Origin of the sequence: Celeribacter baekdonensis, assembly GCF_003047105.1 — a bacterium.
Lineage (GTDB): Bacteria > Pseudomonadota > Alphaproteobacteria > Rhodobacterales > Rhodobacteraceae > Celeribacter > Celeribacter baekdonensis_B.
In genome coordinates this window covers 2167367-2184003 of the sequence record NZ_CP028475.1, presented here as the reverse complement: position 1 = coordinate 2184003, position 16637 = coordinate 2167367, and the positions used below count along the sequence as shown (strand labels likewise).

The following is a 16637-nucleotide window of genomic DNA, read 5'->3' as shown; positions in this document are numbered from 1 at the left end:
AGTCCGAATACCGCGCCACAGCTCCCAGTTTGGTCTCCATCTCTGCCGTGATCCGTCACAGTGACAGGGACAAGGAGGACCACATGCGTGACACTGCAATTTCTGCGCGTTCTGACATTGGCGACAAACGTCTTTTGCGGGGCTTTTCCTATGTGAATGGCAAATGGACCTCTGGCGAGGCTGGCGCCTGTTTTGCCGTGACCGATCCGGCCACGGGGTCGCATTTGGGCGATGTGGCCGCGTTGAGTGCCGCGCAATCCACCGCCGCCGTGGACGCCGCCCAAGCGAGTTTTCCCGCATGGTCACAGCGTTTGCCACAGGACCGTGCCGCCGTGCTGCGCCGTTGGCATGAGCTGATGATCGCGGCCAAAGAAGACCTCGCGCGGATCATGGTGCTGGAACAGGGCAAGCCGTTGTCAGAAGCGCGCGGCGAGATCGACTATGCCGCGGCGTTCATCGACTATTACGCCGAAGAGGCGAAGCGTCCGAATGTCGAAGGCGTGACTTCGCATTTGCCCGATGCCGAGGTCGAACTTTGGTTGGAACCTGTGGGTGTTGTTGCCCTGATCACGCCGTGGAATTTCCCCTCCGCCATGCTCACGCGCAAAGCGGCGGCGGCTTTGGCGGCGGGCTGTACGGTTGTGGCGCACCCTTCGGCTGAGACCCCTTATTCGGCGTTGGCATTGGCGGAATTGGCCGAGCGCGCAGGGATACCTGCGGGCGTGTTCAACGTCGTGACCGGGCAGGCCTCGACCGTGGTGGAGCCGTGGACCAAAGACACCCGCGTGCGGGCGCTGTCCTTTACCGGGTCTACTGAGGTGGGCCGACTGCTCTATCGTCAATCGGCGGAGACGGTGAAAAAATTGGTATTGGAACTCGGCGGCCACGCGCCGGTGATCGTGTTCAAAGGGGCCGATCTGGATCGGGCAGTGGACGAGGTGATCAAAGCCAAATTCGCCACCTCGGGTCAGGATTGCCTTGGCGCGAACCGGATATATGTCGAACGTCCGATCTATGATGCATTTTGCGCGAAATTTGTGGCGGCGGCCAAGGCGCTCACCCTTGCGCCCGGCATGGAGGATGCCGATCTTGGCCCATTGATGAACGCGCGCGCCGTGGCGAAACAACAGGCGCATGTGGACGACGCTCTTGCCAAGGGTGCGCGGCTGGGCTGTGGCGGGGCGGTCTCTGACCTTGGTCCGCTGTTCTATCCCGCCACCGTGCTCACCGATGTGCCTGACAGCGCCAAAATCATGCATGAAGAAAGCTTTGGCCCCGTTGCCCCGATCACGCCGTTTGACACCGAAAAAGAGGTCATCAAACGCGCCAATGATAGCGAATATGGCCTCGTCGCCTATGTCCATTCGCAAGACCCGAAACGCATCTACCGCCTCTCACGGGCGCTGCAATACGGCATGGTCGCGGTCAATCGCACCAAGGTTACGGGCGCGCCGATCCCCTTTGGCGGGGTCAAGCAATCGGGCCTCGGACGCGAAGGCGCGCGGATGGGAATGCAGGAGTTTATGGAGCTGAAATACGTCTGTCGCGATTGGGGTTAGCCCCAGGCGTATCGGCGCAAAGGCTTGAACGTAAAAGGAAAAGATATGCTGACAAATGATCAACTTGGCCAATGGGACCGCGAAAACTTCTTTCACCCGTCCACACATTTGGCGCAACATGCACGCGGCGAAACCCCGACACGGGTGATCAAAACCGCCAAGGGTGTGCATATCGTCGATCGCGATGGCAAAGAAACATTGGATGCTTTTGCCGGGCTGTACTGTGTCAATGTCGGGTACGGGCGTCAGGAAATCGCCGAAGCGATTGCCGATCAGGCCCGCGAATTGGCCTATTACCACGCCTATGTCGGTCACGGCACCGAGGCCTCGATCACTCTGGCGAAAATGGTGCTGGACCGGGCGCCGGATCACATGTCGAAAGTCTATTTTGGTCAGTCCGGCTCCGATGCCAATGAGACCAACATCAAGCTGATTTGGTATTACAACAACATCCTTGGTCGCCCTGAGAAAAAGAAAATCATCTCGCGCTGGCGTGGCTATCACGGTTCTGGCTTGATGACGGGTTCGCTGACCGGGCTTGAGGCGTTTCAACAGAAATTCGACCTGCCGCTCGACCGTGTGGTTCACACAGAAGCGCCGTATTATTTCCGCCGTGCCGATCTTGCCATGAGTGAGGCAGACTTTGTCGCTGATTGCGTCGCCAAGCTCGAAGAGCTGATCGCCCGCGAAGGCGCGGACACGATTGCCGCCTTTATCGGCGAGCCGGTGTTGGGCACGGGTGGGATCGTGCCGCCGCCTGCGGGCTATTGGGACGCGATCCAAGCGGTTCTGAACAAGCACGACATCCTTTTGGTCGCGGATGAGGTGGTCACGGGCTTTGGTCGTTTGGGGTCCATGTTTGGCTCAGACCACTACGGCATGAAGCCCGACTTGATCACCATCGCCAAGGGGCTGACCTCTGCCTATGCGCCGCTGTCTGGTTCCATCGTGTCGGATAAAATGTGGAAAGTGCTGGAGCAGGGCACCGATGAAAACGGTCCGATCGGCCATGGTTGGACCTATTCCGCCCACCCGATTGGCGCGGCGGCGGGGGTGGCCAATCTCAAGCTGATTGACGAGCTGAACCTGATTGAGAATGCCGGAAGCGTTGGCAAATATCTCAACGACACGATGACTGCGGCCTTGGGCGATCACCCGCATGTCGGGGACATTCGCGGCGAAGGGATGCTCTGTGCCGTTGAGTTTGTCAAAGACCGTGACACGCGCAGCTTTTTTGATCCGGCGGATAAGGTGGGCTACGCGCTTGCTGCGGCTTTGTTGTCTGAGGGGGTGATTGGGCGCGCAATGCCGCAGGGCGACATCCTTGGCTTTGCCCCGCCCTTTTGCCTGACGAAAGCGGAGGCCGATAAGGTGGTCGATGCCACAACGAAAGCGGTGAAATCGGTTCTTGGATAAGGGCCAACCTTGTTTAAAAATGCAAAGCTGGCCGTGTGATACGGCCAGCTTTTTAGAATATGGGGCGCAGGATCAGTGCGCGACCATCACATGGCGCACGAGGGAATAATCTTCGAGCGCATAAGACGACATGTCTTTGCCATAGCCGGATTGTTTCATCCCGCCATGGGGCATTTCGTTGGTCAGCATGAAATGGGTGTTCACCCAAGTGCAACCATATTGCAGGCGCGATGCGATGTTCATGCCGGTGGAGACGTCTTTGGTCCAGACCGAGGAGGCCAAGCCATAGTCGCTGTCATTGGCCCATGTGATCGCTTCTTCCGCATCCGAAAAACGCGTGACGGAGACCACCGGACCAAAGACTTCGCGCCGGACAATTTCGTCCGTTTGCAAAGCGCCTGCGACGACGGTCGGTTTGTAAAAGAAGCCGTCGCCATCGGGGATTTCGCCGCCTGTGGTGATCTCAATGTGATTGGCTTCGCGCGCACGCGCCACGAAACTGGCCACCCGGTCGCGTTGACGCAATGAGATAAGCGGGCCCATTTCGTTGAGACTGTCGTCGGGGTTGGCATATTCGATCTGCGAGACGGCGTCGGTGAGTTTGCCGACGAAATCATCATAGACCGAGGCTTGCGCATAGATGCGGCAGGCAGCGGTGCAATCCTGACCCGAGTTGTAAAACCCAAAGGCGCGCAGGCCCTCGACCGTGGCCTCAATATCGGCGTCCTCCATCACGATGACCGGGGCTTTGCCGCCGAGTTCGAGGTGGGTGCGCTTGATGGTTTTGTTGGCCGCGTCCAAGATTTTGCGCCCGGTGGCGATGTCGCCAGTGAGCGAAATCATTGCAACTTTCGGATGGTTGATCAGGGCGGAGCCGACGGTTTCGCCACGGCCAAGGATGATGTTCACCACACCTTCAGGCAGGATGTCGGCAAAGATTTTGGCCATCGCCAGCGCGGTTAGCGGGGTCTGTTCGGAGGGTTTGAACACCACCGTGTTGCCCGCCGCAATCGCCGGGGCGATTTTCCACGCCATCATCATCAACGGGTAGTTCCACGGCGCAATGGAGGCGACGATGCCGATGGGATCGCGGCGGATCATCGAGGTGTGACCTTCGAGATATTCGCCCGCAATCGGCCCGGTCATGCAACGCACGGCACCGGCGAAAAAGCGAAAGCAATCGACAATGGCAGGCAATTCATCATTCAGCGCCAAAGGCCCCGGTTTGCCACAGTTGAGTGCTTCGAGCCCGGCGAGGGTTTCGGCTTCGGCTTCGATCCGGTCCGCGAGTTTCAACAAATATCCCGAGCGCGCGGATGGCGTTGTGCGCGACCACTGCGCAAAGGCTTTGTCCGCCGCCGTCACCGCCGCTTCGACCTGGGTCAAAGAGGCTTCGGGCAGGGTGGTGATGATCTCACCTGTGCGCGGATTAAAGATGCTTTCTTCGGTTTCAGTGCCGCGGACAAGCGTGGCGCCGATGAGCATTTGGGTGTCCATGAGAGTCTCCCTGTTTTCGTTATTTATCGGACCCGGCGGTGTGTTCGCCGTCGCGTGTAAGGTAATAAGCGGCCAAAATTGGCAGCACGGTGACGATCACCACCGCCATGGCAACCACATTGGTCACCGGGCGTTGACGGGGGCGGACGAGTTCTTCGAGCATCCAAATCGGCAGGGTCGTTTGGTTGCCGGCGGTGAATGTGGTGACGATCACCTCATCGAAACTGAGCGCAAAGGCCAACATCCCACCCGCAAGCAGGGCTGTGGCGATATTGGGCAGGATCACAAGTACAAAGGTCTGAACCCCATCCGCCCCCAGATCCATCGCCGCATCGACCAGCGCGCCAGAGGTTCGGCGAAACCGCGCCACCGCATTGTTGTAGACGATCACGATACAGAAGGTGGCGTGACCCAAAACAATGGTCCATGTCGAAAACGGAATGTCCAACAGCGAAAAGGCCGAACGCAACGAAATCCCTGTGATGATCCCCGGCAAAGCGATGGGCAGGATCACCAAAAGCGAGATGGTTTCCCGGCCAAAAAAGCGCGAGCGGGCCACGGCGGCGGCGGTGAGCGTGCCCATGATCAAGGCCAGCGTGGTCGAAATGGCCGCGACTTTCAGCGACAAAGCCAAAGCCTCCCAGACATCGGCCCGCCCCAAGGTGACGCCGATCCATTTCGTGGTCAGGCCGGGGGGCGGCCATTGAAAGCTCTTTTCTTCGGTGGTGAAGGCATAGACAAAGATCAGGGCAATCGGGGCCAAGAGGAAGATCAGCCCCCCGATGGCAGCAAATTTCAGGCCCAGTGGGGCGCGGGAATTAGAGTGCATCGAAAGCCCCCATTTTGCGTGCGCCCCAGAGGTAAATCCCCATGATGACGATTGGAACGACGGTGAACGCGGCGGCCAGCGGGATGTTCCCGGCGGTGCCTTGTTGGGTGTAGACAGCTTGGCCAATAAAGAGCCGCGAGTTGCCGACAATCTGCGGCACGATGTAGTCGCCCAAGGTCAGCGAAAAGGTAAAGATCGACCCGGCAATGATCCCCGGCAGAGCCAGCGGAAACAGCACCATGCGGAAACTTTGGCGCGGTGTGGCACCGAGATCGGACGCGGCTTCCAACAAGGCCCCCGGCACACGTTCAAGCGAGGCCTGAACCGGGATGATCATGTAGGGTAACCAAATATAGAGGAACACGAGGAAGGTGCCGGTGTAGCTGACCGAGAGGGAATTGCCGCCGATGACAGGCAGGCCTAGGAGGCCATCCAACAGCCATGTCAGATGCAGTTTGGCAAAGAGCCACGTCAGAATGCCCTCTTTCGCCAGAACGAGTTTCCAGGCATAGACCTTGACCAGATAGCTCGACCAAAGCGGCAACATCACCCCGATGTAAAACAGCGCTTTCCATTTGCCCTTGGCATAGCGCGCCGCGAAATAGGCAATGGGAAAGGCTAAAATGGCGGCGGCGATGGTCACCGAGGCGGCCATGGCAACCGTGCGCAAAATGATGTCGAGGTTATAGGGGCGCAGCAATTCGCCGTAGGTCTTGAACGTAAACTCGCGCACGACGATGCCGGAGAATTCGTCGATGGAGAAAAAGCTTTGGATCAAGAGCGCGATCAGAGCGCCGATATAGACGATGCCAAGCCACAGCGTGATCGGCAGCACCATCAGGAACACGAACATACGCGGGTGACGGATCACCCAATCGACTGTGCGCGACAGTGGCCCGCTTCTGGGCGTGAAAATCGCCGGTTGCGTGGTGTCAAACCCGCTCATGCCTCACGCTCCATAAGATGCGCGCGGGCGGGGTCCCACAACACGCGGGTCGTCTCGCCAATCTCTGGGGTGGTTTGATGCGCCGGGATGAGGGCGGTCAGGCTTTGACCTTTGATGTCGAGCGACAGTTTGGTGACGCGCCCGTGGAAGAACTTGCCGGTCACCGTGGCCTCGCGTCCCGCCGCATCCAACACGATGTCTTCGGGACGCAAAGAGGCCCATTGGCCAGATCCCCCAACCCCGGCCAGATCGGCGGGCACGACATTCGACGAGCCAACGAAATCTGCGACGAACCGTGAGGCGGGACGGCGATAAATATCTTCGGAACTGCCGATTTGTTGGATTTTGCCATCCGCAAACACCGCCACGCGATCCGCCATTGACAGGGCTTCGTCCTGATCATGGGTCACGAACACAAAGGTCAGACCCAACGCGCGTTGCAATTTGCGCAGCTCTTCTTGCATCTGTTCGCGCAGCTTGAGATCAAGCGCGCCCAGCGGTTCGTCCAACAGCACAACCCGAGGTTTGTTGATCAACGCGCGCGCCAAGGCCACGCGTTGGCGTTGGCCGCCCGACAATTCGCCCGCCCGGCGCGCGCCGTAGCCGCCCAGCTCGACGAGCGCAAGCGACTCTTCGGCGGCGCGGCGGCGCTCGGCCCGACCCACGCCTTTGACACGCAGGCCAAAGGCCACGTTGTCGAGCACATTCATATGCGGGAACAAGGCGTAGTTTTGGAACACCGTGTTCACATTGCGCAAGTAGGGTGGCACACCCTCGGCGCGCTCACCAAAGATTTCGATACGCCCGGCGGTTGGTTGTTCGAATCCCGCAATCAGGCGCAGGCAGGTGGTTTTGCCGGAGCCGGATGGGCCAAGCATGGCAAAAAATTCACCATCGCGAATGGCCAGATCGACCTCATCCACGGCTTTCACGGTTCCGAAATGGCGCGATACGCCTCGGAAGGTCACTGCATCAGTCATTGTCAGTCTTTCAGGGGAGCGGGCTTTGGGGAAGGTAAGTCGGGCCGGCCCGAAAAGGCCGACCCGTGGGGGGGAAGGGTCAGCGACCGCCAATCACGCCGATGTAGTCAGAGACCCAGCGGTAATACGGCACACAGGTGCCTTGGCTGTCACAGCTTGAGACCGGGGTTTGCCAGAATTTGATCCGGTCAAAGTCGTCCAAGCCGTTCTCGGAACAGCCTGCGGCGGTCTGCATGCCAGAGCCATCGGTACAGGCCTCAGGCACAGACGGCACAGCGCCAAACCAGACGGACAAATCCGATTGCAGGTTGGAGTTCAGCGAATGCTCCATGAACTGATAGGCGCAATTCGGGTGCTCGGACTCGGCATGCAACATCAAGGTGTCGGCCCAGCCACTCGCGCCCTCGGACGGGATGGTGGAGGAGACCGGCACACCGTCGGCTTTCAGCAGGTTGACCATGAACGGCCAAGAGGAGGACGCCACCATGCCTTCGTTCTTGAAGTCGTCGATCTGAATGAACGCGTCATGCCAATAGCGCGACACCAAGGTGCGCTGGGTGCGCAACACGTTCAGCGCGGCGGCATATTGATCCTCGTTCAACTCATAGGGGCTTTCGATGCCAAGCTCGGGCTGATGTGCCATCAAATACATCGCCGCATCGGCGATATAGATCGGGCCATCATAGGCCTGCACCCGGCCTGTGTTGCTTTCGCCATCGGGCAGGGTCATTTCTTCGAACACCACATTCCAGCTGGTCGGGGCCTCTGGGAAAACCTCGGTGTTGTACATCAACACGTTCGGCCCCCACATGAACGGCGTGCCATAATGGGTGCCTTTGACTGTGTGCCAGGGCGCATCTTTCAGACGGTCATCGACGCGGGACCAGCTTGGGATCAGATCGACATTGATCGGCTGAACCCGACCGCCCGCGATCAAACGCAGCGAGGCATCGCCCGATGCGGTCACCAAGTCAAAGCCGCCTTCGTTCATCAGCGCGACCATTTCATCCGAGGTGTTGGCGGTTTTGATCTCGACCTTACAGCTTGTGGCCGCTTCGAATTTGGTCACCCAATCAAAGGCCGCATCGGTTTCACCGCGTTCGATATAGCCCGGCCATGCGACGATGGAGACGGTGCCTTCGCCCGCACCAAGTTCGGTCATCATATCGGCGGCAGAAAGCGGCACGGCAGTGGCGGCGGCAAGCGCAAGACCGGAGGCACACCCTTTGAAAATCTTTTTCATCTTCAGTTTCCCTGTTGCTGCGGGAGTCAAAGCCCCCTTGGGCCGCAGGGTGGGAGAGCGGGTCCGATTTCACAAATTCAATTCTCAGGTTTTGGGTATCGTGAAAATTGATACCGATGAATTACTTTGTGTTTTTATGGGTTTGTGCCGCCAAAACAAATTCTCGCGTCGGACGGGACAGCGGCGAACCTTTGCGCCAGACGGTACCAACCTGCACAACGGGCAGGCTTCCCGACACATCGCGGGACACAATTCGGTCCCCTTCAAGCGACCAACGCCGATACACCATCTCCGGCAAAAGCGCGATTCCCGCGCCCGTGGCCACCAAAGAGCGCACCGCCTCCACAGAGCGGGTGCGAAATGCGACACGCGGGCGGGCGCCAAAGGCCGAGAGCAATTTGCGCGTGGCCTCTTCGATCTCATCAATCCGCAGCATGATCATCGGTTCATCGGTCAAATCCTCAATTGATACCGAGGGCCGAGTGCTCAACTCATGACCGTTGGGCAGCCAAAGTTGATAGGGCGAGGTGTCGATGATTTCGGTCTGAAGTGCCATCCGGTCGCGTAGATTGGTGGTCACCATCACCGCCACATCCAACTCGCCGCCGATCAAGAGATGCTCAAGATAATCGCCGCTGTCCTCCACGGCGGTCACTTCCACATTGGGATTGGCACGGCGAAACCGGGACAGAATATCGGACAACACATAGCCCGCGACCAGAGAGGTCACGCCGACATGCAAAGTGCCGGACAGGGTCTCGGCCTCCTGTGTCAGGGCGAGGCGGGCATCCGAGACGCCCGCCAAAATGCCGGTGGCATGGCGCAGGAACTGATGGCCTTTGTGGGTGATGTCGAGACCGCGCGGATGGCGGTCAAACAGGGACACGCCAAGGTCGGTTTCCAACTCGCGAATGGCCTCGGTTACCGCCGATTGCGAAATCGCCAAGGCCTGCGCTGCGCCGGACACGGTGCCGACCTCGGCCACGGCGATGAAATAGCGCAGTTGTTTGAGTGTGAACGCCATGTGTTTCCCCTCCGCCGGACGTCTTTTGGACAGAACGCGCCTGCCGACGCCCGTGTCACAGGTAGGTTGCAGGCGGCCCGGCTTGTCAAGCGATGACGTGACGCCGGGGCGTGTTGCAGAAGCGTGGGTTGGGCTCGGCGCGGGGTTGCTAGGGCATCACGACAAAGCCCTGACGTTCGAACGCCACGCGGGCCGGGTCGCTGTGCAGGTAGTCAAGAAACGCCTGTGTCGCTGCATTGCCATGTTCGGCAATTGCGGCGGCGGGGTAGATGATCGGCGGGTGGGTGTCGACCGGAAAAGTTGCCACCACACGCACGTCATCTTCGGCGACCGCATCGGTGGCATAGACGATCCCAAACGGTGTTTCCCCAAGCGCCACAAGCGCGAGCGCGGCGCGGACATTGTCGGCTTGGGCCACCAAAGGCGAGAGTTGATCCCACAAACCCAGCGCCTCAAGGGCAGACTTGCCATAAATCCCCGCCGGAACCGCATCGACCAGCGCCATCGCCAGTCGATCCTTGCCAAGCGCCTTTGGCAGTTCCGAAATTTGCATCGGGGTGGCGTCTTGGCCATGGGCGATCAGCACGAGGGTATTGGTCAAGAGATCAAAGCGGGAGCCCTCTGTCAGCAGCCCGCCATTTTCCAAAACATCCATCCAGTCGGAATTGGCGGAAATGAACACATCCGCAGGCGCACCCTGTTGAATTTGCCGCGCGAGGGCGGAGGAGCCTGCGAGCGAGACAATGAGGTCGTGCCCGGTGTCGGCTTCAAACCCCTGTTCGATCTCGGCCATCGCATTGGTCATGCTGGCGGCGGCAAAGACGATCACCTCGTCGGCATGGACGGAGAGGGGGGCGCAGGTGAGGAGGAGGGCGGTGGTGAGGCGGGCAAAGGGCAGGGACACAAGCAACTCCGTTCAATATGTTTGTGAAAACATATCGCAGGCACGCGCTGATCGGGCAAGCGTTATTTCTCTTCGGATATATCGCGTAGCCGCGCTGCAATCGCCTCGATCTGCTCAGATCCCGCCGCAAGGGCGCGCTGCTCAAGCGCACGATACTGGGCCAGAATCTCATCTCCCATCGGAGACAGATGGGCGCCGCCACCCTGCGCCCCGCCCCGCGACGAGATCACCAGAGGCGCGCCAAAGGCCGCATTCATCTCTTCGACCAGAGACCAAGCCCGTTTGTAGCTCATCGACATCGCGCGCCCGGCGGCGGATATTGACCCGGAGTCACGAATGCCCGCAAGCAAATCGGCCTTGCCGGGGCCAAGCATCAACCTGTCCCCAAAGTGCAACCGCAGGCGCATGCGAACCTCTGTTTTATGGTTTTGATCTGAACTCATAGGATGAGTGTGCCGCGTCTGTGGGGCAATCGCAACGCCAACCTACCCGGCGCTCACCCCAAAGATCATCCCAACCCCCGCCGTGGCCGCCATGGCCAAAGCCCCCCAAAACGTCACTCGCAGCGCGCCTTTCAAAAGGCCCGCCCCACCGGCAGAGGCCCCAAGCGCGCCCAGCACAGACAGTGCGATCAAGGTGGTGAACGCGACGATCCCTGAGATTTGGCTTGTCGGAGCCATCAGCGCCACGATCAGCGGCACAACCGCCCCCACGGCAAAGGTCACCGCCGAAACAAGCGCGGCCTGGATCGGATGGGCGGTGACCGTTTCAGAGATGCCAAGTTCGTCACGGGCATGCGCGCCAAGTGCATCCTTTTGCGTCAACTGCATCGCCACTTGACGCGCCAAAGGTTCATCGAGACCGCGCGACATATAGATGCCGGTCAATTCGTCCAATTCCGCCTCGGGCGTCTCCAGCAATTCTTTGGCCTCGCGGGCCAAATCGGCCTGTTCCGCGTCGGTTTGCGAACTCACGGACACATATTCCCCTGCGGCCATCGACATTGCGCCCGCGACCAGCCCGGCCAGCCCGGCGATCAAAATCTCAGGCCGATCCGAGCCTGCGGCGGCGACGCCGACCACGAGGCTGGCAGTGGAGACAAGCCCGTCATTCGCGCCCAGCACAGCGGCGCGCAGCCAGCCGATGCGATGCACCATATGGGTTTCTGAATGGGAGAGACGGCTCATGAGGGATGTCCTTTTAAAGGGTTAGTCGGCGGCCCTGAGGCCCGTGGGCGTGATGCGCAAGGCCCGCAGCGCATTCAAGATGACGGCCACATCAATCACCTCTTGCAACAGGGCGCCTTGCACGGGCGTGAGGTATCCAAAGGCCGCCGCGATCATGCCTAAGACCGACAGACCGATCCCGGCCACCACGCTTTCAACAGCAATGCGACGGGCGGCGCGGGCAATCTCGATCCCCGGTCCAAGCCGGTCGATCTGGTCCACCAACAAGACCACATCGGCAGCTTCTGCCGAGGCGGCAGCGCCGCGCGCGCCCATGGCCACACCGACATCGGCGGCGGCCAGGGCGGGGGCATCATTCACCCCGTCCCCGACCATCATCACCGGGCCATGTTTGCGTTCGCTTAGCACCAAAAGCACCTTTTGGTCCGGCGACAACCCGGCCCGAAGCGCATCCAGGCCAAGCCCCTCGGTCACCCGTTCGGCCACGTCTGCGCGGTCGCCCGTGGCCAGCACGATCCGCAGGATGCCTTGCACGCGCAGCCCGGCCAACATGGCCTCTGTGCCTGCGCGCAGCGGATCGGCCATGACAAGATGTCCGGCCATCTGCCCGTCGATCGCCAAAGCCACAATCACCGACCCCGCAGACTGCGCGGGGTGAGGCACAGCGTCCCTGACATGTTGGGCAATCAAATCTGTGCCACCGACAACGACGGCGTGGTCTTCGACCCTGCCGCTGACGCCTTCTCCGGGGATTTCAACCACATCTGTGGGAAGCGGGAGGGGCAATCCTTTGGCTTTCGCAGCGGCGACAACGGCCTGCGCGACCGGGTGTTTTGACGCCTGATCTAGGGCTGCGGCGAAGCGCAGAACGTCGGTGTCGCTGTGCGTGTTTTGACAGTCGATCCGGGTGATTTGCGGTCGCCCATCGGTGAGCGTGCCGGTTTTGTCCAAGATCAGCGTGCGAATGCGCGCCATGGTTTCAAGCGGACCGGCACCTTTGATCAACACACCAAAATGCGCCGCGCGCGACAGGCCTGCGGTCAGAGCGACGGGCACGGCGAGGATCAGCGGGCAGGGGGTTGCCACAACCAAAACCGCCACCGCCCGGATCGGATCACCGGTCAATCCCCAAGCGGTGCCGGCGATCAGCACGGTGACGATCAAAAACCCCAAAGACCAACGATCCGCCAATCGCGCCATCGGCGCTTTTGATCGCTGGGCCTCTTCGACCAGACGCACGATCCCGGCATAGGTGCTGTTTTTGGCCGGGTGGGTTGCGGTCAAATCAAACGGTGCGCCCGCATTGGTCGACCCGCTCATGGTCTCGGCCCCCTGCGCCAAACGCACCGGAAGAGACTCGCCGGTGAGCGCAGAGGTGTCAACAAAAGCGGTCTGGGAGGCAATCACGCCATCGACGGGCACCACATCGCCTTGGCGGATCAGCAACAGATCGCCGGGCAGGATGTCCTCAAGCGGCACGTCTTCTAACCCGCTATTGCGATGTCGGGTTGCTGTGCGCGGCACGCGGGACAACAGGTCATGCATCTCACGGCGGGCGCGGCCCTCGGCCATGCTTTCAAGAAAGGTGCCACCGGAATACATCACGGCAACAACGGCTGCCGCCATGGTTTCACCAAAGCCAAGCGCCGCTGACATTGACAGGGCGGCGACAATATCAAGCCCGACCTCCCCGGCACGCAAGCTGCGTAGAATCTCGATCAAAAGCGCAATCAACACCGGCAACACGCCGAGCGTCCAGACGAGGTTTGCGAGATCTTTGGCTCCTGCGAACATCAAGGCCAGCCCAATCACAAGCCCGGCAATCGCCAGCCCCAAAAGTCCGGTTTTATACCGGTCGATCCGCGCAAACTCCATTATTCGGCTCTCCTTGGGGCCTGTGTCACGGTGCCCTCCTCCGCAAACAGCCGACCGACGCCCAGGCTGCGATACTCCGTTTGGCTCATGCGGAGTAAGAATAGCGCGTCCAAGCCCAGCGTGCGGGCCAGTGCCGCGCCCTGTTCCGCGCCGAGCACCATCAATACGGTGGCCCAAGCATCGGCTTCGGCACAGGTTTGGGCCACAACGGTGACGGAGGCGGGGGAGCTCATCAGGGGTGCCCCCCGGTGCGGGTCCATGGTGTGCGACAGGTTGCGGCCCTGGACTTCGACCCAATGGCGGTAATCGCCAGAGGTGGCCACAGCCGCGTCTTGCAAGGCCAACACCGAATGGGCGCTGCGGCTTTCCGGGTCGGGGGTTTCGACCGCGATGGACCATGGCGCACCGTCGGGGCGCAGGCCCATCGTGCGCATTTCGCCGTCGATGCCGACAAGCGCATTCATGATGCCAAAGCCGCGCAGGGTCTCGGCCAAACGGTCCACGCCATAGCCTTTGGCAATGCCGTTGAGGTCGAAAGCGATGGGGGCGGTTTTGCGTAGACGCCCCGCCGCAACATCCAAGTCAAGCGCGTCAGAGGCGCTCACGCGGTTGGTGTTCATCGCGGCCTTGATCCGGTCGGGTGCGGCCTCGGCGGGGCCGAAACCCCATGCCGTCACCGCATCCCCCATGCCAATGTCGAATGCCCCGTTTGAGGTTCGCCCTATGTCGAGCCCAAGGGCGATCACGGTCATCAGCATGGCGGGCACATCGCACCATTCGCCCACGGGCGCGGCATTGACGCGCATCAAATCGCTGTCGGCCGACCATGTCGACATTTGTGTGTCGACCTCGGCAACAGCCGCCTGAAGTGCGATTTGGATCACGTTGGGGTCCACGTCCGGGGCGGTGTGAAACTGTGCCGACCAACGCGTGCCCATGGTCGGGCCGTTGAGCGCGTGGCGGGTGAGATCAGTAGACATCTTCGACATAGCGTCCCTCTGACTTGAGCAGGAGCGGGGTGAGCCCCACAGGAGCCAATATATCCGTCAAGGCCTCGGACACGCCTTGCGCCATGTCACGCCCGCCGCAGACCATCACACGCGCGCCCTCGCGGATCAATCGGATCACGTCGCTTTGTTCAGAGCGCAACGCATCTTGGACATATTGTGGCCGTGCGGTGCGTGACACGGCGGTGCGGAGATGCGTCATCTGTCCCGCGTTTTGCCAGCCCGGCATATCCGAGCCATATAAGAAATCGCTGTCCGGGTGGCGCATGCCAAAGTACAGATGCACCGGGCGTTTGCGGGTGTTGCCGCGGATGATCCCGGCCAGCGGACCGATGCCCGTGCCCGCCCCAATCAAGATCAGCGGCGTGTTGCTCTTGTCCGGGTGAAACACCGTGTTACGGCGCAAAAACCCGGTGACCGTCTCGCCCAAAGCGAGGTCGATCAGTTGGCCGGAACACACCCCGCCGGGGTGCTTTTTAACCACGATTTCGATAAAGCCATCATGGGTGCCAGAGGCCAGCGAGTATAGCCGGGGCACAGTGGAGCCTTTGGGCAGGATGCCGATCAAATCACCGACTTGGAACCGCCCAAACCCGCGCCGCATCAGCCGTTGCATCAGCGAAGTTTTGGGCAGGGCGAAACGCAGGATCGCGGTGGGGGCCTGAACCTCGGCACCATAATCGCGGCGGCTGATCAAGGTCAGTGTTTGCGTCGCGGGTTGGACCGGCTGATGGGCCAGTTCAAGCGGGGCCCCCATCGCCGTGCCAAGCGCGCGGCCCCAGCGGGCGAATTCTTGTGCGGATTGCCGATCGACGGTGTGAAAGGCCAAAAGTTCGGACCAGCCCTTGGCCCTTGCCGCCTCTGAGACCGCTTGCGCATAGGCGCAATAGGCCGGAAAGCTGCGATCGCCCAAGCCAAGCACCGCCAGCGGCACGTTTGGCAAGACCTCAGCCGTGGCGAGTTGATCGAGAAAGCCCTTGGCGGTGCTCGGCGCATCGCCATCGCCATAGGTGGCGGCCAAAATGAGGATGCGCTTGGCTTTGCCATAGCGGCTTGGATCAAAGGCAGAGAGCGCGGTGGCATGGACGGTTTGCCCGGCCTCGGTTAACGCCTTGTGCAGCGTCGCGGCAAAGCCCCAAGTGCTGCCGCCTTCGCTGCCGATCAAAAGGATCGTCTCGGCGCGGCTGGCCGGGGCGTTGTGATGCAAACGCGGACGGCCAGGGCGACCCGCCAGCCAGATCAAAACTCCGGTGATCCCCATTGCGGGAATGGCCAGCGCCATCATCCCAAGCACCAGCCCCAACAGCGCAGCACCTTGACCGGTGTGCAGCACGTAAATCGTCTCAGACAGGCTTTGCATGGCGCTCAGATTGGCCCATGCCAGCAGTTCGCCAGTGCCTTGGTCGATAAACCCTGTGCCCTGATTGGTCGTCAGGGTGAACACGTCACTGGCATCATCGGGGTAGGGAAAGCTCAATTCGCGCAGCGCCGTGATGGGGGTTGTCGCGAGGCTGTCCATCGCGGCAAAGGCCACGCCCGTTTCGCCACTGGTTTCAGTGGGGAAGGCGGGGATCACTTCGCCATCCGGCAAAAGGTCAAAGGTCGAAGCGGTCATCCACAGCGCAGTGAGAGAGGATAGTACAAGGCCCAGCACCGCCACGCGGGCCAGTTCAACGTGAATGCGCCCTGCCCAAGGCCCGCGCAGTGGCGCAAACCACCGCCGCCAGCCGCCAACGCGCCGCACCACCAAAAGCGTGCCAGAGATTGAAAGCACAAGCATCGCCAAAGCCCCAACCGCCATGGCAATCCGTCCGCCATCACCCAAAAACAGCGAGCGGTGCAGATTGGTCAACCAACGCAGCACCGGGTTTGGATCGGCAGAGGCGACCGCTTGGCCAGTGAGCGGATCAATGATGCCTGCGCCGGGGGTGCCGTTTTCGAACCAATAGGCGGTGATCCGCCCCGACGGCGCACGCTTGATTTGCTCGACGCCGGGGAGGGCGCTTTGGATGCGCGTGGCGAGATCCGCCACGGTTTGATCGCTGAGGGTTTGCGGCGATGAGAGATATTCAAGGCTTGGAAAGATCGACAAAGCCGCGCCACTGAGCGCCAAGAGGGTGACAAGAGCCAGAGCCAAAAGACCCGGCCAACGGTGGAGTTTGCGGATCAT

General features: G+C 60.8%; 14 protein-coding genes. 2 read left to right on the top strand and 12 right to left on the bottom strand.

Annotated elements, in window-relative coordinates:
* Positions 1 to 83 precede the first annotated feature (83 nt).
* The gene (locus tag DA792_RS14325; RefSeq protein ID WP_107720524.1) at positions 84 to 1559 is read left to right on the top strand and encodes an NAD-dependent succinate-semialdehyde dehydrogenase; all 1476 of its coding nucleotides are present in this window, start codon (positions 84 to 86) and stop codon (positions 1557 to 1559) included.
* Between the two features lie 45 nt (positions 1560 to 1604).
* Positions 1605 to 2975, top strand: a complete 1371-nt coding sequence (locus DA792_RS14320) for an aspartate aminotransferase family protein (RefSeq protein WP_107720523.1) — start codon at positions 1605 to 1607, stop codon at positions 2973 to 2975.
* Between the two features lie 72 nt (positions 2976 to 3047).
* Here the strand turns inward: DA792_RS14320 and DA792_RS14315 are convergent, their stop codons facing one another.
* From DA792_RS14315 to DA792_RS14260, 12 genes are all read right to left on the bottom strand, one after another.
* The gene (locus tag DA792_RS14315) at positions 3048 to 4472 is read right to left on the bottom strand and encodes a gamma-aminobutyraldehyde dehydrogenase (RefSeq protein WP_107720522.1); all 1425 of its coding nucleotides are present in this window, start codon (positions 4470 to 4472) and stop codon (positions 3048 to 3050) included.
* 19 nt (positions 4473 to 4491) lie between these two features.
* Positions 4492 to 5301 carry an ABC transporter permease gene (locus DA792_RS14310; RefSeq protein ID WP_107720521.1) on the bottom strand — a complete coding sequence of 270 codons (810 nt, stop codon included), beginning with the start codon at positions 5299 to 5301 and terminating at the stop codon, positions 4492 to 4494.
* Positions 5291 to 6247, bottom strand: a complete 957-nt coding sequence (locus tag DA792_RS14305) for an ABC transporter permease (RefSeq protein ID WP_107720520.1) — start codon at positions 6245 to 6247, stop codon at positions 5291 to 5293. Before DA792_RS14305 ends, DA792_RS14310 begins: the two co-directional genes overlap by 11 nt.
* Positions 6244 to 7227, bottom strand: a complete 984-nt coding sequence (locus DA792_RS14300) for an ABC transporter ATP-binding protein (RefSeq protein ID WP_107720519.1) — start codon at positions 7225 to 7227, stop codon at positions 6244 to 6246. The genes DA792_RS14305 and DA792_RS14300 overlap by 4 nt, the downstream gene beginning before the upstream one ends.
* 79 nt (positions 7228 to 7306) lie before the next feature.
* Complete coding sequence (locus DA792_RS14295) at positions 7307 to 8470, bottom strand: ABC transporter substrate-binding protein (protein ID WP_107720518.1); 1164 nt, start codon at positions 8468 to 8470, stop codon at positions 7307 to 7309.
* Between the two features lie 121 nt (positions 8471 to 8591).
* Positions 8592 to 9494 (bottom strand): LysR family transcriptional regulator, encoded by a 903-nt coding sequence (locus tag DA792_RS14290; RefSeq protein WP_107720517.1) that lies wholly within the window; start codon positions 9492 to 9494, stop codon positions 8592 to 8594.
* Between the two features lie 148 nt (positions 9495 to 9642).
* Complete coding sequence (gene modA, locus DA792_RS14285; protein WP_107722715.1) at positions 9643 to 10392, bottom strand: molybdate ABC transporter substrate-binding protein; 750 nt, start codon at positions 10390 to 10392, stop codon at positions 9643 to 9645.
* 68 nt (positions 10393 to 10460) lie between these two features.
* Positions 10461 to 10805 (bottom strand): winged helix-turn-helix domain-containing protein, encoded by a 345-nt coding sequence (locus DA792_RS14280; RefSeq protein WP_254679255.1) that lies wholly within the window; start codon positions 10803 to 10805, stop codon positions 10461 to 10463.
* A 78-nt stretch (positions 10806 to 10883) separates the two neighbouring features.
* Positions 10884 to 11585: a VIT1/CCC1 transporter family protein gene (locus DA792_RS14275; protein WP_107720516.1), complete on the bottom strand. Its 702-nt coding sequence runs from the start codon at positions 11583 to 11585 to the stop codon at positions 10884 to 10886.
* 21 nt (positions 11586 to 11606) lie between these two features.
* The gene (locus tag DA792_RS14270; protein WP_107720515.1) at positions 11607 to 13460 is read right to left on the bottom strand and encodes a heavy metal translocating P-type ATPase; all 1854 of its coding nucleotides are present in this window, start codon (positions 13458 to 13460) and stop codon (positions 11607 to 11609) included.
* Positions 13460 to 14449 carry an FAD:protein FMN transferase gene (locus tag DA792_RS14265; protein ID WP_107720514.1) on the bottom strand — a complete coding sequence of 330 codons (990 nt, stop codon included), beginning with the start codon at positions 14447 to 14449 and terminating at the stop codon, positions 13460 to 13462. The genes DA792_RS14270 and DA792_RS14265 overlap by 1 nt, the downstream gene beginning before the upstream one ends.
* Positions 14430 to 16637, bottom strand: coding sequence for a PepSY domain-containing protein (locus tag DA792_RS14260; RefSeq protein ID WP_107720513.1), 2208 nt, complete (start codon positions 16635 to 16637; stop codon positions 14430 to 14432). Before DA792_RS14260 ends, DA792_RS14265 begins: the two co-directional genes overlap by 20 nt.